Annotated in this window: 19 protein-coding genes; 5 read left to right on the forward strand and 14 right to left on the reverse strand. The window is 62.9% G+C overall.

Features of this window, described 5'->3' with window-relative positions; all coding sequences use genetic code 11:
* Nucleotides 1–13 precede the first annotated feature (13 nt).
* The 4 genes from rpiB to A9D14_RS06155 all read right to left on the reverse strand — a co-directional run bounded on the left by rpiB (nt 14) and on the right by A9D14_RS06155 (nt 5,148).
* On the reverse strand, nt 14–469 hold the full coding sequence (gene rpiB / locus A9D14_RS06140) for a ribose 5-phosphate isomerase B (protein WP_066844058.1): 456 nt from the start codon (nt 467–469) through the stop codon (nt 14–16).
* 195 nt (nt 470–664) lie between these two features.
* The gene (gene rpoD / locus A9D14_RS06145) at nt 665–2,692 is read right to left on the reverse strand and encodes an RNA polymerase sigma factor RpoD (protein ID WP_066844061.1); all 2,028 of its coding nucleotides are present in this window, start codon (nt 2,690–2,692) and stop codon (nt 665–667) included.
* A gap of 96 nt (nt 2,693–2,788) precedes the next feature.
* Nucleotides 2,789–4,672 carry a DNA primase gene (gene dnaG / locus A9D14_RS06150; RefSeq protein ID WP_066844064.1) on the reverse strand — a complete coding sequence of 628 codons (1,884 nt, stop codon included), beginning with the start codon at nt 4,670–4,672 and terminating at the stop codon, nt 2,789–2,791.
* A gap of 23 nt (nt 4,673–4,695) precedes the next feature.
* A complete protein-coding gene (locus A9D14_RS06155; protein ID WP_066844066.1) occupies nt 4,696–5,148 on the reverse strand; it encodes a GatB/YqeY domain-containing protein in 453 nt (150 codons plus the stop codon).
* A 191-nt stretch (nt 5,149–5,339) separates the two neighbouring features.
* On the opposite strand from A9D14_RS06155, the gene carA reads away from it, so the two are divergent.
* The 3 genes from carA to greA all read left to right on the forward strand — a co-directional run bounded on the left by carA (nt 5,340) and on the right by greA (nt 10,482).
* Complete coding sequence (gene carA / locus A9D14_RS06160; RefSeq protein WP_066844068.1) at nt 5,340–6,524, forward strand: glutamine-hydrolyzing carbamoyl-phosphate synthase small subunit; 1,185 nt, start codon at nt 5,340–5,342, stop codon at nt 6,522–6,524.
* 48 nt (nt 6,525–6,572) lie between these two features.
* Entirely contained in the window at nt 6,573–9,896 is a 3,324-nt protein-coding gene (carB, locus tag A9D14_RS06165) for a carbamoyl-phosphate synthase large subunit (RefSeq protein WP_066844071.1), read from the forward strand.
* A gap of 109 nt (nt 9,897–10,005) precedes the next feature.
* Entirely contained in the window at nt 10,006–10,482 is a 477-nt protein-coding gene (gene greA / locus A9D14_RS06170) for a transcription elongation factor GreA (protein WP_066844074.1), read from the forward strand.
* Between the two features lie 54 nt (nt 10,483–10,536).
* Here greA and A9D14_RS06175 read toward each other — a convergent pair whose 3' ends face one another.
* From A9D14_RS06175 to A9D14_RS06195, 5 genes are all read right to left on the reverse strand, one after another.
* The gene (locus A9D14_RS06175; RefSeq protein WP_066844077.1) at nt 10,537–10,758 is read right to left on the reverse strand and encodes a DUF4170 domain-containing protein; all 222 of its coding nucleotides are present in this window, start codon (nt 10,756–10,758) and stop codon (nt 10,537–10,539) included.
* Nucleotides 10,759–10,863: 105 nt separating this feature from the next.
* On the reverse strand, nt 10,864–11,523 hold the full coding sequence (locus tag A9D14_RS06180) for a hypothetical protein (RefSeq protein ID WP_157668161.1): 660 nt from the start codon (nt 11,521–11,523) through the stop codon (nt 10,864–10,866).
* A 28-nt stretch (nt 11,524–11,551) separates the two neighbouring features.
* A complete protein-coding gene (locus tag A9D14_RS06185; RefSeq protein ID WP_066844083.1) occupies nt 11,552–11,920 on the reverse strand; it encodes a hypothetical protein in 369 nt (122 codons plus the stop codon).
* A 4-nt stretch (nt 11,921–11,924) separates the two neighbouring features.
* On the reverse strand, nt 11,925–12,287 hold the full coding sequence (locus A9D14_RS06190; protein WP_066844085.1) for a phage holin family protein: 363 nt from the start codon (nt 12,285–12,287) through the stop codon (nt 11,925–11,927).
* 129 nt (nt 12,288–12,416) lie between these two features.
* Nucleotides 12,417–13,001 carry a hypothetical protein gene (locus A9D14_RS06195; RefSeq protein WP_198302059.1) on the reverse strand — a complete coding sequence of 195 codons (585 nt, stop codon included), beginning with the start codon at nt 12,999–13,001 and terminating at the stop codon, nt 12,417–12,419.
* Between the two features lie 312 nt (nt 13,002–13,313).
* On the opposite strand from A9D14_RS06195, the gene eno reads away from it, so the two are divergent.
* On the forward strand, nt 13,314–14,597 hold the full coding sequence (eno, locus tag A9D14_RS06200) for a phosphopyruvate hydratase (protein WP_066844088.1): 1,284 nt from the start codon (nt 13,314–13,316) through the stop codon (nt 14,595–14,597).
* Between the two features lie 185 nt (nt 14,598–14,782).
* A complete protein-coding gene (locus A9D14_RS06205; RefSeq protein ID WP_066844089.1) occupies nt 14,783–16,888 on the forward strand; it encodes a M13 family metallopeptidase in 2,106 nt (701 codons plus the stop codon).
* Here A9D14_RS06205 and ribH read toward each other — a convergent pair whose 3' ends face one another.
* The 5 genes from ribH to A9D14_RS06230 form a co-directional block, all read right to left on the reverse strand.
* A complete protein-coding gene (gene ribH, locus A9D14_RS06210; RefSeq protein ID WP_066844092.1) occupies nt 16,889–17,311 on the reverse strand; it encodes a 6,7-dimethyl-8-ribityllumazine synthase in 423 nt (140 codons plus the stop codon). It abuts the gene before it with no gap.
* 36 nt (nt 17,312–17,347) lie between these two features.
* Nucleotides 17,348–18,664 (reverse strand): 3,4-dihydroxy-2-butanone-4-phosphate synthase, encoded by a 1,317-nt coding sequence (ribB, locus tag A9D14_RS06215; protein ID WP_066844095.1) that lies wholly within the window; start codon nt 18,662–18,664, stop codon nt 17,348–17,350.
* A 265-nt stretch (nt 18,665–18,929) separates the two neighbouring features.
* Nucleotides 18,930–21,245, reverse strand: coding sequence for an EAL domain-containing protein (locus tag A9D14_RS06220; protein WP_083987702.1), 2,316 nt, complete (start codon nt 21,243–21,245; stop codon nt 18,930–18,932).
* Nucleotides 21,246–21,346: 101 nt separating this feature from the next.
* Nucleotides 21,347–22,003 carry an OmpA family protein gene (locus A9D14_RS06225; RefSeq protein ID WP_083987704.1) on the reverse strand — a complete coding sequence of 219 codons (657 nt, stop codon included), beginning with the start codon at nt 22,001–22,003 and terminating at the stop codon, nt 21,347–21,349.
* Nucleotides 22,000–23,934: a cation:proton antiporter gene (locus A9D14_RS06230; protein WP_083987999.1), complete on the reverse strand. Its 1,935-nt coding sequence runs from the start codon at nt 23,932–23,934 to the stop codon at nt 22,000–22,002. The genes A9D14_RS06225 and A9D14_RS06230 overlap by 4 nt, the downstream gene beginning before the upstream one ends.
* Between the last annotated feature and the right edge of the window lie 24 nt (nt 23,935–23,958).

A 23,958-nucleotide genomic window follows, 5' to 3' on the forward strand; every position in this document is an offset into this window, starting at 1 on the left:
GATTCCGTCCCGTTCAGGACGCTTTCCTGGTCACGAAGGGAGGGGCTGAAAGCTTGTCGACGCGCCCTTCGTGACGGCCGCCTTCGAAGCGGCCCACCATGAAGGCGGCGATGCAGGCCTTGGCCATGTCGATCCCGGTCAGGCGCGATCCGATCGCGATGGCGTTGGCATCGTTGTGCTCACGCGCCAGCATGGCTGACAGGGGCTCACCCACCAGCGCGCAGCGCATCGCGGGATGGCGATTGATCGCAATCGAAATGCCGATGCCCGAACCGCAGATCGCGACGCCGAAATCGCACGCGCCGCCGGAAACGGCCAGCGCCAGCTTGTAGCCGAAATCGGGGTAGTCGACGCGTGCATCGTTCTGCGGCCCGCAATCGGTGACGACATGGCCCTCATCCGCCAGCCAGCGGGCGATATCCTGCTTCAAGTCGAAACCGGCGTGATCGGAAGCGATGGCAATGCGCATGAACGGCCTGTGTCAGTTTAGAGACTCGCGGGGTTTGGCGTCGCGCATAGTGGGTCAATACGCGAATGGCCACTGCAATCCGGTTTGGGGCAGGGAAAGCGTTGATTTGCCGACGCGCCAGCGGACAGCCAAACGAAAGGGGCCCCGGAGGGAATTTTCCCGCGAGGCCCCCATCTTTTCTTTCGAATGAACGGCTTACTGGTCGAGGAAGCTGCGCATCTTGCGGCTGCGGCTCGGGTGCTTCAGCTTGCGCAGCGCCTTTGCCTCGATCTGGCGGATACGTTCGCGGGTGACCGAGAACTGCTGTCCGACTTCCTCAAGCGTGTGATCGGTGTTCATGCCGATGCCGAAACGCATGCGCAGCACGCGCTCCTCACGCGGGGTGAGCGAAGCGAGGACGCGGGTGACCGTTTCCTTCAAATTCGCCTGGATGGCGGCATCGACCGGAATGATCGCGTTCTTGTCCTCGATGAAATCGCCCAGGTGCGAATCCTCCTCGTCGCCGATCGGCGTTTCGAGGGAGATCGGCTCCTTGGCGATCTTCATCACCTTGCGAACCTTTTCGAGCGGCATCGACAGACGCTCGGCCATTTCCTCGGGCGTGGGCTCGCGGCCCTGCTCGTGCAGGAACTGGCGGCTCGTGCGGACCAGCTTGTTGATCGTCTCGATCATGTGGACCGGGATACGGATCGTGCGGGCCTGATCGGCGATCGAGCGGGTGATCGCCTGCCTGATCCACCAGGTCGCATAGGTCGAGAACTTGTAGCCGCGGCGGTATTCGAACTTGTCGACCGCCTTCATCAGGCCGATGTTGCCTTCCTGGATCAGGTCGAGGAACTGCAGCCCGCGATTGGTATATTTCTTCGCGATGGAAATCACGAGGCGCAGGTTCGCCTCGACCATTTCCTTCTTCGCAATGCGCGCCTCGCGCTCACCCTTCTGCACCATGTTCACGATGCGGCGGAACTCGGGCAGGGCCATGCCGGTCTGGCTGGCGATATCGGCGATCTCGGCGCGAATGCGCTCGACCGCTTCGCCTTCCTTGTCGGCGAAGGCGGCCCATTTCTTGTCCTTCTTCGCGACGCTGGTCATCCATCCTTCGTCAAGCTCGTGCCCGACATAGGACTGAAGGAAGTCGGCGCGCTTCACCTTGTGCCGTTCGGCAAGGCGCAGCATCTGGCCGCCAAGTGCGGTCAGCCGGCGGTTGAAGGCATAGAGATTGTCGACCAGGAATTCGATCTTGGTCGCGTGGAACTGCACGGATTCGACCTCGGCGGTCAGCTCCTCGCGCAGGTTCTCGTACTTGTCTTCCTTGCCCTTGGCGAAGACATCGCCGCGGCCCATCGCGTCGACCCGCTCGTTCTGCAGCTTCTCGAAGCTCTTGAACAGCTTGGTGATGCGGGCGAAACGTTCCAGCGCGTCCGGCTTGAGAGCGGCTTCCATCTGGGCGAGCGAGAGGGTGTTGTCCTCCTCGTCGTCGTCCTTGCGGCGGCTTTCGCCGTCCTCGCCGTCCTCGCCTTCGCTCTCTTCATCCTCGTCGTCGTCATCGTCCTCTTTATAGGACGGACCGGCGGTTTCCTCGGAAATCTCGCCGTCGCCTTCGTCGTCGTCGTTGAGGTTCTCGGGCGCGGGCTCCTTGGACAGCATGGCGTCGAGATCGAGGATCTCGCGCAGCTGCATTTCCTCGTTGTTGAGCGCCTCGGACCACTGGATGATCGCGTGGAAGGTGATCGGGCTTTCGCAAAGCCCCATGATCATCATGTCGCGTCCGGCCTCGATCCGCTTGGCGATGGCGATCTCGCCCTCGCGGCTCAGCAGTTCGACGGCACCCATCTCGCGCAGATACATCCGCACGGGATCGTCGGTCCGCTCGATCGTTTCCTTCTTCTTGACCGGCGCCTTGTGATCCTTGGGCGCGGTGCCATCGTCGGAATCGGTATCGTCGTCGTCGTCCGAATCGATTTCGTCGGGCGTTTCCTCGCCCTCTTCGGAATCGTCGTCGTTCTCGACGATGTTCACGCCCATTTCCGAGATCGCGGACATCACATCCTCGATCTGCTCGGACGACATCTGGTCCTGCGGCAGGGCCTCGTTCAGCTCGTCATAGGTGATCACGCCGCGCTTCTTGGCGCGAGCGATCAGCTTCTTGATGGACGCTTCGTTGAGGTCGATCAGCGGCGCATCGCCGTCACTACCGCCGCCGTTTGTCGTTTTGGTCGCCATTACCGCCTATTCATCTGTCTGATCTTCAGCCCGCCGGTCCCTTGGACAAGGACCCGCCGGGGCGTTCGATCGAATGATTTCCTGCCAGCCCGTATTTTACTGGTTGCCACCTCGCATGGCCGCCATTTGCATGAGGCGAGCATCGAATTCCAGCTTTCTCTTCAACAAACGCTGCTGCTCGGCGAATGACCCTTCCGGATCCTCGCCAAACCGCGCGGTTGCCGCTGCGAGGGCGGCCTCTATCACCGGTCTTTCTACCAGCAGCGAGATCGCCTCCGTCAAATCCTTCGTGGCCTCGGGCTCCGTCGTTCGATCGGACAGGAAGGCAAGTTTCATGCCGCCGATCGCATCCCCATGGGGCAGGGCCAGTCCACGCTCGGCCAATATGGCGGGAATATCGTGACTTTCAAGCGACCCACCACCGATTTGCCCCGTTTCCGCAAGTTCCAGCAAGGCGTCGAGGATGCGCGCCTGTCCGCTATCCTCGGGCCGAAGCTGAGAGATCTGCTCGGCCCGCGCGGCAAGCAGGGACGGATGGCGTGTCAGGCCGAAGATGACCGCGCCCATCAGGCGGGTTCGCGCGGTCGCGGGCCCAAGCTGGCGCAGCAGGGGCGAGGGCGGGGCGTTGGTGCTGCCGAAACTGCGGAAGCCGCGGCCGTCGCGGTTTTGCCCCCTTGGCGTAAAGGAACGCGGCGCGCGCGGCGGAAAGGCGAATTCCGAAAATCGGTCGCGCAGTTCGCGGGCATAGAGCGCGCGAATGTCGGGGTGCTGGATTGTATCGGCATGCGCCATCAGCCGCTCCTTCAGACCCGCCTTGGCCTCGGGCGTGTTCTGCAAGGTGGCTGACCTCTCGTGCCGCCAGATGATGTCCAGCAGGCCTTCTCCCTTGCCCAGCAGTCCCTTCATCGCGGCACGGCCGTCGCGGCGGATCAGATCGTCGGGGTCCAGTCCTTCCGGCAGGGTGACGATGGACAGGCTGTGGCCGGGACGCAGCATCGGCAGTGCGCGCTCCACCGCGCGCATCGCGGCGCGCTGGCCCGCCGCATCGCCATCGAAGCACAGCACCGGCACCGGAACCATGCGCCACAACAGATCGATCTGCTGCTCGGTCAGTGCCGTGCCCATCGGGGCGACCGCCTCGCCGATGCCGGCGCCCGCCAGCGCCACCACGTCCATATAGCCTTCTACCACGACCAGGCGATCGCTCTGGCGCGATGCGGCGGAGGCGCGGTGGAGGTTGTAGAGCGTGCGGCCCTTGTCGAAGACCGGGGTGTCGGGGGAATTGAGATATTTGGGCGCACCGGAAGATTGGGAAGCGTCCATCTTTTGAAGGATCCGCCCGCCAAAGCCGATGACCCGCGCGCGGCGGTTCTGGATCGGCAGCATCAGCCGCCCGCGGAACCGGTCGTACGGTTCCTTGCCGTCGACCGAGATCAGTAGGCCGGCCTCGATTAGCATGTCGCGTTCGAAGCCTGACAGCGCCTGCGCTATCGCGCCCCGGGCGTCCGGGGCATAGCCGAAGCCGAATTCGCGGATCTGCGCCTCGGTAATGCCGCGCTGCTTCAGATAGGCGCGCGCCTCGGCGCCATCGGGACCGGACAGGTTGCGCACGAACCAGGCCTGCGCCTCGCCCAGCACGTCGTGCAGCGAAGCGCGCTGCTCGGCTGCCTGCGCATAGCGGGGATCGGGTGCGGGCACTTCCATGCCGGCCTGCTCGGCCAGTTCCTTGACCGCATCCATGAACGGCAGGCCGCGCTGGTCGGTCATCCAGCGGATCGCATCGCCATGCGCGCCGCAGCCGAAGCAGTGATAGAACTGCTTCTCGTCGTTGACGTAGAAGCTGGGCGTATTCTCGTTATGGAACGGGCAGCAGGCCTTGAACTCGCGCCCCGCACGCTGAAGCTTTTCGGTACGACCGATCAGCGCGGACAGGGTGGTCCGCGACCGCAGTTCGTCCAGCCATTGGGGTGAGAGCGCCATCGCCCCCTAATGCCGCAGCTGCCCTAGGAAAGCGAGGCCTTCACCAGCGCGCTTGCCTTGCTCATGTCCAGCTCGGTGCCGTGGCGCGCCTTCAGCTCGGCCATGACCTTGCCCATGTCCTTCATGCCGCTGGCGCCGGTGTCGGCCTTGATTTGCTCGATCGCGGCGGTGGTTTCCTCCTCGCTCATCTGCGCGGGAAGGAACTCCTCGATCACGGCCAGTTCCTTCTCCTCGGCCTCGGCGAGTTCGGCGCGGCCGCCCTCGTTGTACATCGTGATCGATTCGCGGCGCTGCTTGGCCATCTTCTGCAGCACGTCGATCACCAGCGCGTCGTCGTCGCCCGCCGCCTCGCTGGTGCGCAGTTCGATGTCGCGGTCCTTGACCTTGGCCAGGATCAGGCGGACGGCGTTCAGCCGCTCCTTGTCCTTGTCCTTCATGGCCTGGATCTGGGCTGCCTTGAGATCGTCGCGAAGCATGATTTTTCTCTTGTCAAAGGAGTGATCTGGTCGTTCGCTCGCCAGATAGGCTTGATTACGGGCGATGCAAACCGAACTTGAGGCCTGTAACCTGCATTTATGCGGCAAGCCCGCTTGACGGTATGCGCTCTCGTCTCTAGCGGACGGGACTTAGCACATATCGCCGGAAACCCTAGCTAACGGAGCGCCAAATGGCCGACCCCGCTTCTTCGCACGCGCCCATCCCCCAGGGCGCGACCGCCGCCCTCGTCTTTGCCGACGGCCATGTCGCCTATGGCCGCGGTTTCGGCGCTGTCGGAGAAGCCGTGGGAGAGCTCTGCTTCAACACCTCCATGACCGGCTATCAGGAAGTGATGACCGATCCGTCCTATGCGGGGCAGGTGGTCTGCTTCACCTTTCCGCATATCGGCAATGTCGGCACGAACGAGGAAGACGTCGAGGGCAAGGTCGATTCGGCGCTGGGCTGCATCGTGCGCGAGGATGTGACCGATCCGTCGAACTTTCGCGCGATGGGCGATTTTCCCGAATGGATGGCGGCCAAGGGCAAGATCGGCATCGCTGGCCTCGACACCCGCGCGCTGACCCGCCGCATCCGCATCCAGGGCGCGCCCAACGTGGTGATCGCGCATGATCCCGGCGGCAAGTTCGACATCGACGCGCTGGTCGCCAAGGCGGCCGGCTGGAGCGGTCTGGAAGGGCTGGACCTGGCCAAGGGTGTCAGCCGCAAGGGTCACGAAGGCTGGAACGGCGGTCACTGGGTGCTGGGCGAGGGCTATGGCGCGCCGTCGGGGGAGGGCCGCCCACATGTGGTCGCCATCGACTATGGCGCGAAGGACAATATCTTTCGCAATCTCGTCAGGGCAGGGGCCAGGGTCACCGTGGTCCCCGCCGAAACCGGCTATGACGAGATAATGGGCCTGAAGCCGGATGGCGTGTTCCTGTCGAACGGACCCGGCGATCCGGCGGCGACGGGCATCTATGCGGTGCCGGTGATCAAGGCTCTTCTGGATGCGGATGTGCCGCTGTTCGGCATCTGCCTTGGACACCAGATGCTGGCGCTGGCGGCGGGCGCGAAGACCGGCAAGATGTTCCAGGGCCACCGCGGCGCGAACCATCCGGTACAGCGCGTCGGCGGCAACTGGGGAGAGACCGAGGGGCTGGTCGAGATCACCTCGATGAACCACGGCTTTGCGGTCGACGGCGACACCCTGCCCGAGGGCGTGGTCGAGACGCACAAGTCGCTGTTCGACGGCACCAATTGCGGCATCGCGATCACCGGCAAGAAGGCGTTCGGCGTGCAGTACCACCCCGAGGCGAGCCCGGGGCCGCAGGACAGTTTCTATCTGTTCGAGAAGTTCGTGGGTGCGCTTCGCTGATCACGCTCATCCTGCTGCATCCTTGATATTCGTTAGGCGAGAACAATAATGCCAAAACGCACTGACATCTCCTCCATCCTCATCATTGGCGCGGGTCCGATCATCATCGGGCAGGCTTGCGAGTTCGATTATTCGGGCACGCAGGCGGTCAAGGCGCTGAAGGAAGAGGGCTACCGGGTCATCCTGGTAAACTCGAACCCCGCCACGATCATGACCGATCCGGAAATGGCCGACGCCACCTATGTCGAGCCGATCACGCCGGAATTCGTCGAGCGCGTGATCGCCAAGGAGCGGCCCGATGCGCTGCTGCCCACCATGGGCGGGCAGACCGCGCTGAACACCGCGCTCAAGCTGTTCGAGACCGGCGTGCTGGACAAATACGGCGTCAAGATGATCGGCGCGGACGCCGACGCCATCGACAAGGCCGAGAATCGCCAGCGCTTTCGCAAGGCGATGGACAAGATCGGCCTGGAATCGGCGCGCAGCGGCGTGGCGAACACGCTGGCCGAGGCGGTCGCGGTGCTCGAGCATACCGGCCTGCCCGCCATCATCCGCCCGTCCTTCACGCTGGGCGGGACCGGCGGCGGCATCGCCTATAACAAGGCGGAGTTCGAGCAGATCGTGCGCGAAGGGCTCGACGCCAGCCCCACGACCGAGGTGCTGATCGAGGAATCGCTACTCGGCTGGAAAGAGTACGAGATGGAGGTTGTCCGCGACCGGAAGGACAATTGCATCATCATCTGCTCGATCGAGAACGTCGATCCGATGGGCGTGCATACCGGCGATTCCATCACGGTCGCTCCGGCGTTGACGCTGACCGACAAGGAATACCAGATCATGCGCACCGCCAGCATCGAGGTGTTGCGCGAAATCGGTGTTGAAACAGGCGGTTCCAACGTACAGTTCGCAGTCGATCCCAAGACCGGACGGCTGATCGTGATCGAGATGAACCCGCGCGTCTCGCGCTCGTCCGCGCTGGCGTCGAAGGCTACCGGCTTTCCCATCGCGCGCGTCGCGGCCAAGCTGGCCGTGGGCTATACGCTGGACGAGATCACCAACGAGATCACCGGCGCGACGCCTGCCAGCTTCGAGCCGACCATCGACTATATCGTCACCAAGATCCCGCGCTTCGCCTTCGAGAAGTTCAAGGGCGCGCAGAACAAGCTGTCCACCGCGATGAAATCGGTGGGCGAAGTGATGGCGATCGGCCGCAACATGAAGGAATCGCTGCAGAAGGCGCTGCGCGGCCTGGAAACGGGCCTCGACGGCTTCAACCGGGTCGAGGAACTGGAAGGCGCCAGCAGGGACCTGCTGACCGCGCGCCTTTCCGAACGCACGCCCGAACGGTTGCTGATCGTGGCGCAGGCCTTCCGCGAAGGGATGTCGTTGGAGGAGATCAACGCGATCACCCAGTACGACCCCTGGTTCCTGCGCCATATCGAGCAGATCATCGCCGAAGAAGCCGAGATCACCGCGAACGGCATCCCGCGCACTACCGAAGGGCTGCGCCGCCTGAAGGCGATGGGCTTTTCGGACAAGCGCCTCTCGACCCTCGCGGTGCGTTCGGTCGGCGTCGCCGGCGGCATGGGCGAGACGCAGGCGAAGCGTTCGGGCCTGTTGCACGATACGCTGAAGGCGATGGCGGGCGGCACTTCCGAAGAGGAAATTCGCGCGCTGCGCCACAAGCTGGGCGTGCGCCCGGTGTTCAAGCGCATCGACAGTTGCGCCGCCGAGTTCGAGGCAATCACGCCCTACATGTACTCGACCTATGAGAACCCGCTGTTCGGACAGGCCGAGAACGAGGCCGATCCGTCCGACCGCAAGAAGATCGTCATTCTCGGCGGCGGTCCCAACCGGATCGGGCAGGGGATCGAGTTCGACTATTGCTGCTGCCACGCCTGCTTCGCGCTGGAAGAGGCGGGGTATGAGACGATCATGATCAACTGCAATCCAGAGACGGTGTCGACCGACTACGACACTTCCGACCGGCTCTATTTCGAGCCGCTGACGGCGGAGGACGTGCTGGAGATCCTGGACGTCGAGAGGTCGCGTGGCACGTTGGTAGGCGTGATCGTGCAGTTCGGCGGGCAGACCCCGCTCAAGCTGGCGCAGGCGCTGGAGGATGCGGGCATCCCGATCTTGGGCACCAGCCCCGATGCGATCGACCTGGCCGAGGACCGCGAGCGGTTCGCGCAGCTTGTGAACAAACTCAACCTGCTGCAGCCCGCCAACGGCATCGCGCGCAGCCAGGAAGAGGCGCGCGGGATCGCGACCAGGATCGGCTATCCGGTTCTGATCCGCCCGTCCTATGTACTGGGCGGCCGCGCGATGGAGATCGTGGACAGCGAGGCGCAGCTTGACGAATACATGGCGACCGCGGTGCGCGTTTCGGGCGATTCTCCGGTGCTGATCGACCAGTATCTGCGCGATGCGGTGGAATGCGACGTCGATGCGCTGTGCGACGGGACCGACGTGGTGGTTGCGGGCGTGATGCAGCATATCGAGGAAGCCGGCGTCCATTCGGGCGACAGCGCCTGCACGATCCCGCCCTATAGCCTGCCCGACGACATCATCGCCGAGATGGAGCGCCAGGCCGAAGCGCTTGCCCATGCGCTGAAGGTGGTCGGGCTGATGAACATCCAGTTCGCGGTCAAGGACGGGCAGGTCTATCTGATCGAGGTCAATCCGCGTGCCAGCCGGACCGTGCCCTTCGTCGCCAAGGCGATCGGTCAGCCCATCGCCAAGATGGCCGCCCGCGTGATGGCTGGCGAGAAGCTGGCCGACCTGCCCAAGATCAAGCGCGACATCGATTATGTCGCCGTGAAGGAAGCCGTGTTCCCCTTCAACAAGTTCCCCGGCACCGATCCGGCATTGTCGCCCGAGATGAAGTCGACCGGCGAAGTCATGGGCATCGATCCCGACTTCACCGGCGCCTTCATCAAGAGCCAGCTGGGCGCAGGCGCTCTGATGCCCGAGGGCGGCGTGCTGTTCGTGTCGGTCAAGGACAGCGACAAGCAGATCGTCCTGCCTGCGGTGAAGCTGTTGGCCGAAAACGGGTTTACCGTCATCGCCACGGGTGGCACCCAGCGTTTCCTTGCGGAGAACGGGGTCGAGGTAAAGCTGGTCAACAAGGTGGCCGAGGGTCAGCCGCATATCGTCGATGCCATCATCGACGGCGACGTGAACCTGATCTTCAACACCACCGAGGGGTGGCAGAGCCTGAAGGATTCGAAGTCGATCCGCCAGGCGGCCCTGGTCGGGAAGGTGCCGATCTATACCACAGCGGCAGCCGCGCTGGTCGCGGCGCAGGCAATCGCTGCCCAGCGCGGCGGCAAGCTTGAAGTACGGTCGCTTCAGTCCTATTATGGCTGACCGCTAACGTTCCTCCCGCAACGTCAGTCCCATGGGTTTCCTGCTGCAAGATGTGGCGGGAACGGGGACTGCGTTTTGCCGGCGAGGGACCAGGAGGATTTGAATTACAATGGCGAGTGTCGAAAAGGTACCCATGCTGGCGGAAGGCTATGAAAAGCTGACTGCCGAACTGAAGCTGCTTCGCGAAGAGCGTCCGCGGATCGTGGACGCGATCGAGGAAGCGCGTGCGCATGGCGATCTGTCGGAAAATGCCGAATATCACGCCGCGAAGGAGCGCCAGGGCCAAGTCGAGGCCACGATTGCCGATCTTGAGGACAAGGTCAGCCGTGCGCAGATCATCGATCCGACCACGCTGTCGGGCGACAAGGTGATCTTCGGCGCCACGGTGACGATGCTGGACGAGGACGAGAAACCGGTCCGCTACCAGATCGTCGGCCCGACCGAGGCGGACGCCAAGTCCGGCCGGATCAGCTACTCAAGCCCGCTGGGCCGCGGGCTGATCGGCAAGAAGGTCGATGACGAGATCGAGGTGACCGTGCCTTCGGGTGAGCGGTTCTATCTGATCAAGAAGATCGAATTCATCTGATCGAGAGAAAGGCGGGAGGACCGATCGTCTTCCCGCCTTTCGCGTCTGCTTGGCTCAGTTCCCGAGATTGGGTTCCATAAGTCGGTGCAGGTGCACGACGACATATTTCATTTCGGCATCGTCCACGGTCTGCTGCGCCTTGCTGCGCCATGCGTTTTCTGCGGATTCAAAATCGGGAAAGATACCGACGAGGTCGAGCGCTGAAAGATCCTCGAACTCCTGACCGCGCGGATCCTTTACCCGACCGCCCATCACGAGATGCAGTTTCTGCGCCATTCAAAACTCCGCTGGCAAAATGAAAAGCCGCCCCACCGGGTCGGGTAGGGCGGCCTTTAACGCATCGCCAACGCGATCAAAAGAGGCAATTGGCGTGTCCGGGTATCAGCCGCGCAGGCGCGACATCATGGAGCGGGACTTGAGCCCGGCATCCTCGCTTGCCTGCCGGGCTGAAAGGGCGGCACTTTCGCCGACGTGGCGGGCGGACAGATAGCCGCTTTCGCCGCGACGGGAGAGGTTGTTGGCAAGATCGCGGCTCGTTTCAGAGACGCTTTCGCCGATTTCGCCCAGCTTCTCACGAGACTCTTCGGCAGCACTGCCAGCGATGGCCATGATTTCATGCCCGTACTTGGCGGCAAGCTCTGCCAGCACGCCGCCTGCGGTAACGACCGAACCGCGCACCTTGCGTCCCGGCCTGCCCGGAAGCGAAAGCGCAATCAACGCGCCGATTGCGACGGCGCCGGTCATGGCGACGAACGGATGTTCCTTGACGAACTCCTTGGCACTGTCCGCAGCGGCCCTCGACTGTTCGGCAGCCTTTGCACGCGCGGGGGCCGTACGTTCGGAAATGCGCGCCTGCGCGGCCGATACCTTTTCGGAAAGCGTCGGATCGCGGGGCGAATCAAGATTGTCCGAGGGCGGCACGACCGCCTGCGGCGTAGCGTTGGGCTTGGGAGTTGTGGCTGTGTCGATCATGGGAGTCCCTCTTTTTTCAGAAAAGCGCTTTGAAAGATCAATGGATCGAACCGCGTCCGGTTCCGACATGAGGGGAAAAGGCTGAGAAACGCTGGCTTCAGCGCACTGGGTAACGACGCTCGACGTAATAGTCCGCCGGTTCGTAGTCGGCGGGTTCATAGTCGTAGTCGTCGTCTTCCCCGGTATCGTCGCGGCCGACAATATGGTCCACGAATGCCAGGATCGGACCGCGCAGGAACCATCCGGTCAGGCCAAGCGCACCCAGGGTGACAACCGTCCGGTGCGTATTGGCCGCATCCGCGGCTTCTTCGGCGATCACCTTGCCGTCGTCGACCAGGCGGGTTGCGATCCGCTTGCCCACGCCGGCGGCGTCCAGATCGGCGCGGACCATTTCGCGCTGCGTATCGAACACGGTGCGCGCGGCGTTGCGCAGGCGTCTCGCTTCAATGACGTCGGTTTCGGTCATTCGATCAGCCCTTCTTGTCCGTAATGATCTGCTTGGCCCGGTTGAGCCTGGAGGAAGCGGTCTTGGCGAGCATCAGCGCGCCAATGGCCAGAACGGCCGTGACGAGTGCAGTCGATCCCCAATAGGTAATGATCTGTCCCAGCGCGAGAACCAGTCCGACCACAAGCGCGATGCCGGCGAAGAAAGCAAGCACGGCAGCAGCGCCGAACAGGGCGGTGATGCCCTTGGCGGCGGTCGCGGCATAAAGGGCGCGCTTCTTGTGATAGTCGATTTCGGCCTCGGCCAGCAGCTTGCCGTCCTCGACCAATACGCGCACGTCCTCGACCAAGGATCGTTCTGCTGCGATATCGTCGGTAGTTTCCGACATCAATCAATCCCCCTATCGCACCCCGATGCTCAATGCCGGGCGCGTTCTTGTCGCGATGATATTCGGCGAATACCATTCCCCGGAGCCATAGCCGCGATCGCGGTCGGTTCCGGGGAACGTTATCGAAACTTAGCTGCGACGGAACATGCGTGCCAGGACAAAGCCGGCACCGGCGGCGATCGCCACTGCCGTTCCCGGGCTCTTGCGCACGAATTCACGCGCTTCCTCGCCCAGTTCCTCGATCGACTTTTCGTCGAGTGAAGCGGCGTTCTTTTCAAGGCTGCCAGCTGCGGTGCGCGCATAGTCGCCGTACTTGACGCCCAGCTTCTCGTCGAGCGTTTGCGCGTTGTCGGTGATCAGGCGCGACAGCGCGATCAGGCCTTCGCTGGCCTTGCCCTTGGATTCGTTCGCCAGGTCATAGGCCTTGGCCTTGGCCTGGTCGCCATATACCGCGGCATCGCCCTTGAGCTGCTCGCCCTTTTCGCCGGCGCGGTTCTTGTACGAACCCGACTTCTCGAAGGCCTCGGCCTTCAGCTCGGCAACACCGGCCTTCGCTTCGTCGAGCGCCTTTGAGAAGCGGCTCTTCGCCTCGGCGCGGTGATCGGTGCCGGGAAAGCCCGTGCCGGTCGTGGTGGTGCCGGTCGTGGTGGTACCGGTCGTGGTGGTCGTCGTCGTGGGTTCGATCGGAGTGGTGGAATTGACCATGGTTTGCATCTCTCGTCCTTGTCGGCTCTTGGCGGGAAGCCGAGGTGATTTGCAGGGTCAGACCCTCGATTGCCTCGACGGCCCTGCGGTTCTGTCGTTCACCCGCTGCTCGAAACGCGACTGGCGCCTTTCGCATGCGGATATTCAAGGGTAACCATTGCTGGCTTACCCATTCGCTGATGCAATAACGACTGTTGCCAGCCATTGTTCCGCCAACTAATCCGCGACCATATATTGAAACCGGCGTGGCTCCGCGCCGCAACTTCATTACACCGATTTTCGCTCCGACCGGGGCGCTTCTAGCATGAGAGGCATAATACCATGACGGCAATCATCGACATCCACGCGCGCGAGATCCTGGACAGCCGCGGCAACCCCACGGTGGAGGTCGATGTGCTGCTCGAAGACGGATCGATGGGCCGCGCGGCGGTTCCCTCGGGCGCGTCCACCGGCGCGCATGAAGCGGTGGAGCTGCGTGACGGGGACAAGTCGCGCTATCTGGGCAAGGGCGTGCTGAAGGCCGTCGATGCCTGCAATACCGAGATTTCCGACATGCTGCTTGGCCTCGACGCCGAAGACCAGCGCGACATCGACTATGCGATGATCGAGCTGGACGGGACCGAGAACAAGTCGCGGCTTGGCGCGAATGCCATGCTGGGCGTATCGCTGGCGGCGGCACGCGCGGCGGCTGCGGCACGCGGCCTGCCGCTCTATTCCTATGTCGGCGGGGTGTCGGCGCACATACTGCCGGTTCCGATGATGAACATCATCAATGGCGGCGAGCATGCGGACAACCCGATCGATTTCCAGGAATTCATGGTCATGCCGGTCGGAGCCGAATCGATTTCCGAAGCGGTGCGCTGGGGCGCGGAGATCTTCCACACGCTGAAGAAGGGCCTTTCGGACAAGGGCCTGTCGACCGCCGTGGGCGACGAGGGCGGCTTCGCGCCCAATCTGGCCAGCACGCGCGATGCTCTCGACTTCATCATGACCTCTATCGAGAAGGCAGGCTTCAAGCCGGGCGACGATGTCGCGATCGCGCTCGATTGCGCCAGCACCGAATTCTTTGCCGACGGACGCTATGACATCGCGGGCGAGGGGATCTCGCTGAACGGTCAGGAAATGGCCGATTACCTCGCCGATCTATGCGCGGCCTATCCGATCCGCTCGATCGAGGACGGGATGGCCGAGGACGATTTCGAAGGCTGGAAGGCGCTGACCGACAAGATCGGCGGCAAGGTCCAGCTGGTAGGCGACGATCTGTTCGTGACCAATCCGCGCCGCCTGTCCATGGGGATCGAGCAGGGGCTGGCCAATTCGCTGCTGGTCAAGGTCAACCAGATCGGCACGCTGACCGAAACGCTCGAGGCCGTGAGCATGGCGAACCGCGCAGGCTATACCGCGGTGATGAGCCATCGTTCGGGCGAGACGGAGGATTCGACCATCGCCGACCTGGCCGTTGCGACGAACTGCGGGCAGATCAAGACGGGCTCGCTCGCGCGGTCCGACCGGCTGGCCAAGTACAACCAGCTGATCCGGATCGAGGAAGAGCTTGGCGCGAGCGCGCTCTATGCCGGGGCAGGGGCTTTCGGCAGGCTCGCCTGATCGCTGGCGACACAGCATCATGACGATGCCCGCCTCGGATGGGGGGGCGGGCATCCTTTTGCGTCGGATGCCGGGCGGGGCCCGGAACGGTTTGCGCCTTGGCGCGTCAGCCTCTAGAACGGCGGTGCCATGTTTTCGCCATAGATTGTACCGCCCGCGGTGCATTGATTTGTCAGAGTTCGTTCTTGTCCTTCGCTCGCCCGATCACGCTGCCCGACCTGCTGCAGCACAAGTTTCGCCTTGCCGTGGCGATGCTGCTTGCGCTTGGCCTGCTGGCCTGTTCGTCAAGTGAAGAGGCCGCAGTGTCGCCGTTTCAGGGCACGGGCATCGGCATCAGCACGGCGGATCTCGACACGACGATCGATCCGGGCAATGATTTCTTCGAATATGCCAATGGTAAATGGCTGGCGGCGGCCCAAATACCCGAGGGCGCCAATGCCATCGGCCGGCAGTCTCGCGCAGAGGCCGAACTGGAACGGCGCCTGACGACCATCGTCGAGGATATTGCCGGACGTCCGCAGGATGCCGGAACCCCCGAAGCCGTCGTCCGCGACTATTACCGCCAGTTCATGGACCGGGTCGCCATCAATCGGCAGGGCATTTCACCCGCGATGGGCGACATCAGGCGGTTCCAGAACGTCGGAGAGCGGTCTGCTTTGTCCGAGGTGATTGGTGGCACGCTTCGCGCCGATGCATCGCCGATGCTGTTCACCGAAAGCCAAAGTCCCAATCTGTTTTCGGTCGCGGCGCTGCCCGCGCCCGACGATGGGCAGATCGTTCCATGGCTTTTCGCGGGCGGTCTGGGCTTGCCCCAGCGGGCCGACTATCTGGCGGAGACGGCGCAGGCCCGATCCAATCGCGCCGCCTATCGCGATTATGTCGCCCGCGTCCTCTCCCTTGCCGGACTGGACGAGACGGCCGAGCGCGCGAATGGCGTGCTGGCCCTGGAAACCAGCCTGGCCGAGGCACAGGGCGAGGCAGTGCCCGACCGCGACCGACTCGCTTCCGCTGCCGTATGGAGCCGCGACGAGCTTGAGGAGCGGGCCCCCGGACTGGATTGGTCAGCCTTGCTCTCGTCGGCCGGATTGGGCTCTGCCGAGCGCATAGCCGTGCTCGATCCGCAGTCCGTCGCCGCGATGTCTGCGCTGGCGGGCTCCGAACCGATCGAGGCATGGCGAGACTGGCTGGTGTTCCACCGCCTGAGCAGCCATGCCAATGTTCTGCCTGACGATTTCGGCAGCGCGCATTTCGCTTTCCATGACCGCCGCCTCGATCGGCGCGCCCGCCCCGAACCGCTGGAGCAGCAGGCCGTCGCGCAGATCGGCACGCTGTTCACCGATACGATGAGCCGCCTCTATGCAGAGCGCTATTTTTCGTCAGAGGAGAAGCGCGATGTGGAGATCATCGCCGAACGCGTGCGCGATGCGCTTGTCCGCAAGGTTCAGGACGACCCCGACCTCGGCGACGAGGCGAAGGACGCGGCGGCCCGCAAACTCGAGCAGCTGACGCTGGGGATCGCCTATCCCGAAAGCTATAACGAAATCGAAGAACTTCGGGCGGTCGGCAACAATGCCTATGCCAAGACGATCGCGGCCGAACGCGCGGCCTATGCGCGCGAGATTGCCGCCGTCGGGCAGGAGAAGCGGGGCCGCTGGCGGACCGGCGCGCACCGGATGCAGGCTGTCTATCTGCCCCTGCAGAACGCCATCAACGTTCCCGCCGCGATACTGCAGCCGCCCTTCTACGATCCCGAGGCCGACGCGGCGGCGAATTATGGCTCCATCGGCACCATCATAGGGCGCGAGATGAGCCGCGCGGTGGACCGGACCGGTACGATGATCGACGCGGATCTGCGGATAGCCGATTGGCTGGCCCCGTCGGATCGGGCTGCGCTAGACGAACGGACCCGCAAGCTGGCAGGACAATTCGGCGAATACCGATCTGACCCGAACCTGGCGGTGGACGGCGAGGGCACCTCTGACGACGACGGCATCGACCTGGCCGGACTGGTCGCGGCGTACGACGCCTATCGCGCATCGCTGGATGGCCGCGAACCGCGCGTGATAGAGGGTTATACCGGCGACCAGCGCTTCTTCATCGCCTTTGCCCAGCTATGGGCCAGCAAGCTGCGCGAGCCTAATGCACGGACCGCGATCGAGAGCGGACAGGCGACTTTGCCGCGCTACCGTGTCTCGACCGTGCGGAACGTGGATGCGTGGTACCGCGCCTTCGACGTGCAGAACGACGACGCGCTCTACCTCCCTCCCGGCGAGCGCGTCACCATCTGGTAGTCAGGCCGCGAACCGGCCCGACAGTTGCAGCAGCGCGAGTGCCGCTTGCGCCGCTTCGCCGCCCTTGTTCTTCTGCGCCGGATCTGCGCGGACGAGCGCCTGGGCCTCGTTCTCGACAGTCAGGATGCCGTTTCCGATGGCGATGCCGTCCATGGTCAGCGCCATGATCCCGCGCGCGCTTTCGCCTGCCACGATCTCGAAGTGATAGGTTTCTCCTCGGATCACGACGCCGATCCCAACGAAGCCGTCGTATCGGCCACTCTCTGCCGCCATGGCGATCGCCGCGGGGATCTCCAGCGCGCCAGGCACCGTGATCGTCTCGACCTCATGGCCGCCTGCTTTCAGGGCCGCGCTCGCGCCTTCGATCAGCATGTCGTTGAGATGCGAGTAGAAACGGGCTTCCACTATGAGGAAACGAGCCAAGATTATTCTCCAGTTCCGAAATGCGAGCCCCGAGGGTCAGGCGGTCTGCGGGTCTGCCGTTTCAGCGGACAGGAACCGCTCCTCGACGATGGTCAGCCCATAGCCTTCCAGCGCGATCAGCGAGTGATGCGAGGTCGTGAGCAGAATCATCTCGTGCACGCCCAGTTCGGTCAGAATCTGGGCGCCCACGCCGTAATCACGCAATTCGTCCATGTCGGCCACGCCGCGACCCTCCCGCCGGTCGAGCATGCGCCCGACAGCACCGCCGCGCATGTGGCTGATCGCGACGATCACCCCGGCGCCGGCGCTTTCGATCTCGCGCATGGCGTTCGTGAACAGCCCACTGCGCGAGCCCTTTTCGCCGAACACATCCGCAAAGATGTCGAGCGTGTGCATCCGCACCAGGACCGGCTCGTCAGGATTGATGCGGCCGTGGACGAGAGCGATCATTTCATCGCCTGTCGGCTCGTTCCGGAAGGCCAATGCCCTCCAGCGGGCGCCTTCGGACGTTTCGAAACTGCTCTCCGACACGATCTTCACGTGCCGGTCATGGCTGCGGCGATAGGCGATCAGGTCGCGAATCGTGCCGACCTTGAGGTCATGCATCCGGGCGAAGCGGATCAGGTCCTCCATGCGGGACATGCTGCCATCATCGTTCATGATCTCGCAGATCACGCCCGAAGGATTGAGGCCCGCGAGCCGCGCGATATCAACTGCCGCTTCGGTGTGGCCGGCGCGGGTCAGGACGCCGCCGTCGCGCGCGATCAGCGGGAACACATGGCCGGGCGTCACGATGTCCTCGCGGCCCTTCGATGCATCGATGGCGACGCTGATCGTGCGGGCGCGGTCCGCGGCGCTGATGCCGGTCGTAACGCCTTGGCGGGCTTCGATCGAGGTCGTGAAGGCAGTCTCGTGCCGCGTGCGATTGTTGCGGCTCATCAGTTCGAGGCCAAGTTGCTGCACCCGTCCGCGGGCAAGGGCGAGGCATATGAGGCCCCGTCCATGCGTCGCCATGAAGTTGATCGCCGACGGAGTCGCCATTTGCGCGGGGATCACAAGATCGCCTTCGTTCTCGCGATCCTCGTCATCGACCAGGATGAACATGCGTCCGTTCCGGGCCTCGTCGATGATCTCTTCGGGAGAAGCGATGACGTTCCGGTCGCTATTCGCGCGGAGGAACAGGTCGAGCTTGGAGAGCGTTTCCGCCGTCGGGTTCCATTGTGGCTGGTCGCAATCGCGCAGGCTGTTGGCGTGAAGGCCTGCGGCCCGTGCGATCGCGCTCTTGGTCATGCGGCCCGCAGCGACCATTTCGCCGATGCGATCCTTGACCGCGCTGAGATTTGATGTGCTCATTCAGCGGCGATGTCACATTGCAATGTGAGTTGCAAGTGCGGTGTGATCGAAGGCGACTCATTTGGCCGATCCGCACGATGCGAACCGAACCAAATAAAAACCCCGCCCGGTTAGGGGCGGGGTCGGTTTCTTCGAAAACCGATCAACGGCGGGTGTACAGACCCCAAACCCAGTCGATCAAACCGCGGGTCGCGGTAGCGGGCTTACGATTGTGCATGTTAGGCCTCCAGTTACTGAGGCCTTCCTGTTAACCCTAAAACGATAGTTAATAAAGCGTTAATTTCCTGGGCTCGCAACTTTCCCGCACGTCGAGCATCGAAAGCAATTCAGATATGCGCATCGGGCGCCCGTAGAGGAAACCCTGCCCGATCACGCATCCAAGCGAGATCAGCAGGTCCTGCTCCGTTTCCGTCTCAATGCCTTCGGCGACCAGCCGCATGCCCGCTTTGCGCGCGGTGTCATTCAGGGCGCGAATCACGATTCGCGCGCGTTCGTTATGCTGGGCAAGCGCCACGAAGCTCCGATCGATCTTGATTTCGTCGCAGGGCAGCCCGACCAGCAGCGAGAGATTGGCCTCCCCGGTTCCGAAATCGTCGAGCGAAACGTGAAATCCCTTTTCCTGCAGCCGCTCCAGATTGCGAGCGGCGGTCCGGAAATCCTCGATCTTCGCGGTCTCGGTGATTTCGATCGTGATGGCTTGCGGCCGGCCGCCTCCGGCCGCGATATTGTCGCAGATCAGCGACACGAAATCATGCTCCGCCAAAAGGGTGGCGGAAATGTTAACGGAAATTCGGGCACCCGCATTCAACGCCACGTTCGCCGAACGTGCCGCCAGCCGCAGAGTATGCGCCGTCAGCGGCTTCAACCTGCCTGCCTTCTCGATGAAGGGAATGAAGTCGGATGGGCTGATCTCGCCGCGTTGCGGATGTTTCCAGCGCACCAGCGCTTCGGCCCCGACGACATGACCGCTTTCCAGAAGGCATTGCGGCTGAAACAGCAGATAGATGTGCTGATGCGCGATCGCGTGATCCAGCGACGAGTGAAGGGAGAGCTGCCAATCCGTGTCGAAGCCTCCTTGCTCGCTTACGAGCGCCATCCTGGAGGGTCGTTTCAATGCCGTTTCGGCGGCCACGATTGTTGCGCTGATAGCCTGCCGCGGCTTGCTGACGTCGATATCGAGGATGCCGAAACCGCACGAGAAGTCCAGGGTACGATCCGCTACACGCAAAGGCGCGCTTGCAAGGGCCAGCAATCCCGTGATGTGGCTTCGGGCATGCTCCATCTCATCGAACCAGCCGAAATGGCCGGTCGTGTCGGTATAGACCGCTGTATCGCTGCCTACGGCTAGCCGCTGTGCGATTTGCTGAATGAAACTGCGGTGGAGCGAGGCTTCAAGACTGGCAAGTATCTCCTCGAAATGTTCGACCCTGGCAACAATCAAGCGACCCTTAGATTTGGAGAAATCCTCTTGAAGCGCGTGGAAATTCGCGAGTCCGGACACGCCATCGATCCGTGCGACCCGGTCCCGCCAATTACTGCGAAGGCGGACGGCACCATAAATCGCAAGCAATGTGTAGACCATGCCCGTGGGAAGAAGTCGGTCGAAATATGCAGCCACTATCGGTGCCGCAAGCGAGGCGAGTACCATTGCGATGTACGAGATACGGCGCGGTCGCCTCGGCAGGAAAGCGACAGATAACAGAAGCAGGCCAAAGGCAGAGAACGGAATAAACCAGTCGATCGGCAAAAGGCTTGATGACATCAAGGTTTCGGCTGCGATGATACCGACCACGCTACTTGGCATGGATTTGTTAATCGGCGTACTTATTAAGGTAGAATTCCCACTTCGCGGAACTCCAACAAAAACACGTTTTCCTTGGATGGCTTCCCGATCGACCATCTTTTCGACGGACGCCAAGGAAAAGACAGGAATCGAGTTTGCGGAGAATCTGAAATCAATTGGATAGGCGCCGGTTTTGGTGAAGCTTCCACCAGCGAGCGTAGTCCCCAGGATCGGAACATCACCATTGCCTGTCTGAAGATAGTATTCAGCGTCGAAGACGAATCCGGTCAACGAAGTTCTATTGGTGTCTACCGCCTCACCATCAACGGGCAGATATGCGTTACGAGAGACGGCGAGTGAGCCCTGGGCCGAGGGTTGGTCAAGGGTATTGCGCGACGTGATCTGACCAGCCGTAGCCGGCCAAGCGACGATAACTGGCGTCCTTGCTTTCGCAATGGCGCTTCTCAATGCCGGAATACCGGGATCATCTTCGGGAAAACGACCTTCGAATACGATGAGTTTCGGATCCATGCTGTCGAGCGCTGCGATTGCTGCAGCCTGGCGCTGTGCGACCGAATCAATATTCCCGTCCTGCCGATCGGTCGTAACCAGCACGATCTCACCCGATACCGGGCGCTGCATCATGCGCGAAACGAAGACCCGCGGTACTTCATCGATCAGCTTCGGGATATCGAGGACGAACAGAACGGCTAGCGCCGCGAGCAGCGACAGGAGGACCTGTGACAACCGGCGACGGGTTCTCGGCTCGAGCCGAAAGCGGGGGATGTGCGCGCGCATCGGTCCCTCGCTAGCATAGGATAGTTAAAAGTTCGCTGCCATCCTTGGCGGGAAGAAACTTGGCGAACGGGCTCTATTCGCAGCGATGCCGCCTGGATCGATCAATTGTCAGCCGGTTCGCCAAGGGGTGTTTCGGCGGCGAGAGCGGGGTCATCCCTGATGCCCTCCTGTTCTTCCGGGGGCACTTCGACGGTGACGTCGACGCGGCGATTGGCGGCGCGCCCCTGTTCGTCGGGCTCGCCGCTGGGCAGGGCATTGGACGCGATCGGGTTCTGCTCTCCCATCGCGATAATCGTGATCCGTTCCTCGCTTGCACCCAGCTCCTCAAGCAGATCACGAACCGCCTCGGCACGGCGGCGGGAGGCACGGATGTTGGCATCGTCGCTTCCGCTGCTATCCGAATGTCCGCGCAGTATGATCTGGCCGCCTTCAGCGAACTGCTCGCTCTCGACGATCTCTTGGATCTTCGCCCTCGCATCCGCGCTCAACTCGCTGCCGCCTTCGTCGAAGCTTAAAGTCGCTTCGAGCGGTTCCAAGGGCGGATCGGCGATCGGCCGGCCATCCATGTCGGAACGAAGGATGGACGTGACGCCCACCCCGGCTTCCTCTTCGGGGATAGGGGTAAGGTCGACAGGCGTGCTGACCTCTTCAGATTCGGGCTCTGCCGGCTCGGGCGCATTGCAGGCCGACAGCATTAGCATGGGGACGGCAGCGCCCCAGGCGACCATGTGTTTCCTGGTGTTCTGGCTCGCGGTCATGCGGGTTGTCCCTCCTCTCCTGGCGATTGCTCCGGTCCCTGCTGGTCTTCTCCGTCGGTCATCGTCGATGCCTGCGCGGGCTGGCCGTTCTTGGCCTGGACCTTGGCACGCTTCTCCCGCTTGGACTGGACCTTTTCGGTCACCGGATCCTCGGGCGGGGAATAGGAGACGACCACGTCGCCCGGGCCTGGTGTCGGGCGAGAGGCATGGGTGAAGAAGCGCATGTTGCCGCCCTTCCTCAGCACGAGCACGAATTCGGCATCGTCGGGCAAGGCATCGCGCGCACGATCCAGACCGAACTGTTCTGACAGGCGGGTCTTGCGGAATTCCCAGCCCTGCGACTGCCGCTGGTGCATCTCTTCCATGCCGACGCCGGATTCGAACAGCGAACGGCCCCGGATCGAGGAGGGCAGGGCCCGCGGATCGTTATGATGGCTTGGCTCGCCCAGTTGGTACACCGCATCGCGCCCGATTTCCGGGGCGAATTCGTTGCATACCAGCGCGTTATAGGCTTCGTTCTCGGTCGCGGCGACCATCACCTGGTATTGCGAGAGATCCAGCGAATGTTCTGTCGCCTCGGCCAGGATTTCTCCATGATAGGTGTCGAGGCCTTGCTGCCGCGCGCGCGACAGGCGCCACCAGCTGGTGTCGGCCAGCGTCACGGGCACGTCCAGCTCGTCCAGCTCCTTCGCAAGGGCGATAGACCAGGGGGTCGCGCCGACCAGCAGCAGGCCCGGCGTCGACGACCCCGTCACATTAAGCCAGCGCGCAACCGGTGCCATGGTGAAGCCATGAGCCACGATGGTCGCCACGCAGACCGCGAAGGACAGGCTGATCAGGATGGTGCCGTCATCATAGCCCAGATCCGAGAGGCGCAAGGCGAACAGGCCCGAGATGGCCACCGCCACGATGCCGCGCGGTGCGATCCAGGCCAGAAAGAGCCGCTCGTTCCAGGGGATATTGGAGAAGGCGAGGCTGATCAGCACCGTCGCCGGGCGCACCAGGAACAGGATGGCCAGAAGGAACAATGTGAACTGCCATTCGAGCAGGCGGAGCGTGTCATAATCCAGGCTGGCGGATAGCAGGATGAAGATGCCGGCGACGAGGATCACTGCGACGTTCTGCTTGAACGGGTGAATGTCGCGCAGGGAATCCACGTTCATATTGGCAAGCGCGACGCCCATCAGCGTCACCGCGACCAGTCCGGTTTCCTGCTGTATCAGGTTCGATATGACGAACAGGCCCACGACGGTCACAAGCAGCACCGGTGCCTTCAGATACTCCGGCACATGTCCGCGCGGAAAGCTCCACGCGATGACCCAGGCTGCCGCATAGCCCAGAACGGCTGCAGCTAGCGTCGCGAAGATCAGCGCGGGCACGACGTCGAACAAGGTCGCACCATCGGCCGAGGCGCGAAAATACTCATAGGCCAGCACGGCGCACATTGCGCCGAACGGATCGTTGACGATCGCTTCCCATTTCAGGATGGCTGCCGGACGCGGCGCAACGCTCGACTGGCGAAGCAGCGGCAGGACGACCGTGGGGCCCGTCACCACCAGGATGCCGGCGAACAGGATCGCAACCGGCCAGACAAGTCCGGCGATGTAATAGCAGGCCAGCGATCCCGTCACCCAGCCGACGGGAATGCCGAAGACGACCAGCCGCCAGACCGCGCTTCCGGTTCGTCGCAATTCGCGAAAATCGAGGCTGAGACCGCCCTCGAACAGGATTAGCGCGACGCCGATCGAGATCATGGGTTCCAGCAGTTCGCCGAACGCGTGATGCGGATCGATGACGTTGAGGATCGGCCCCGCCAGGAAACCGGCAATCAGCATCAATACGATCGCGGGCCATCCCGTACGCCACGCGATCCATTGCGAGCCGATGCCCAGCACTCCGACGAGTGCGATTACAATTGCCTGTTCTTCCATGCCCGTCCGTTGCTGCCACATATA

It is taken from the genome of Croceicoccus marinus, assembly GCF_001661675.2.
GTDB lineage: Bacteria > Pseudomonadota > Alphaproteobacteria > Sphingomonadales > Sphingomonadaceae > Croceicoccus > Croceicoccus marinus.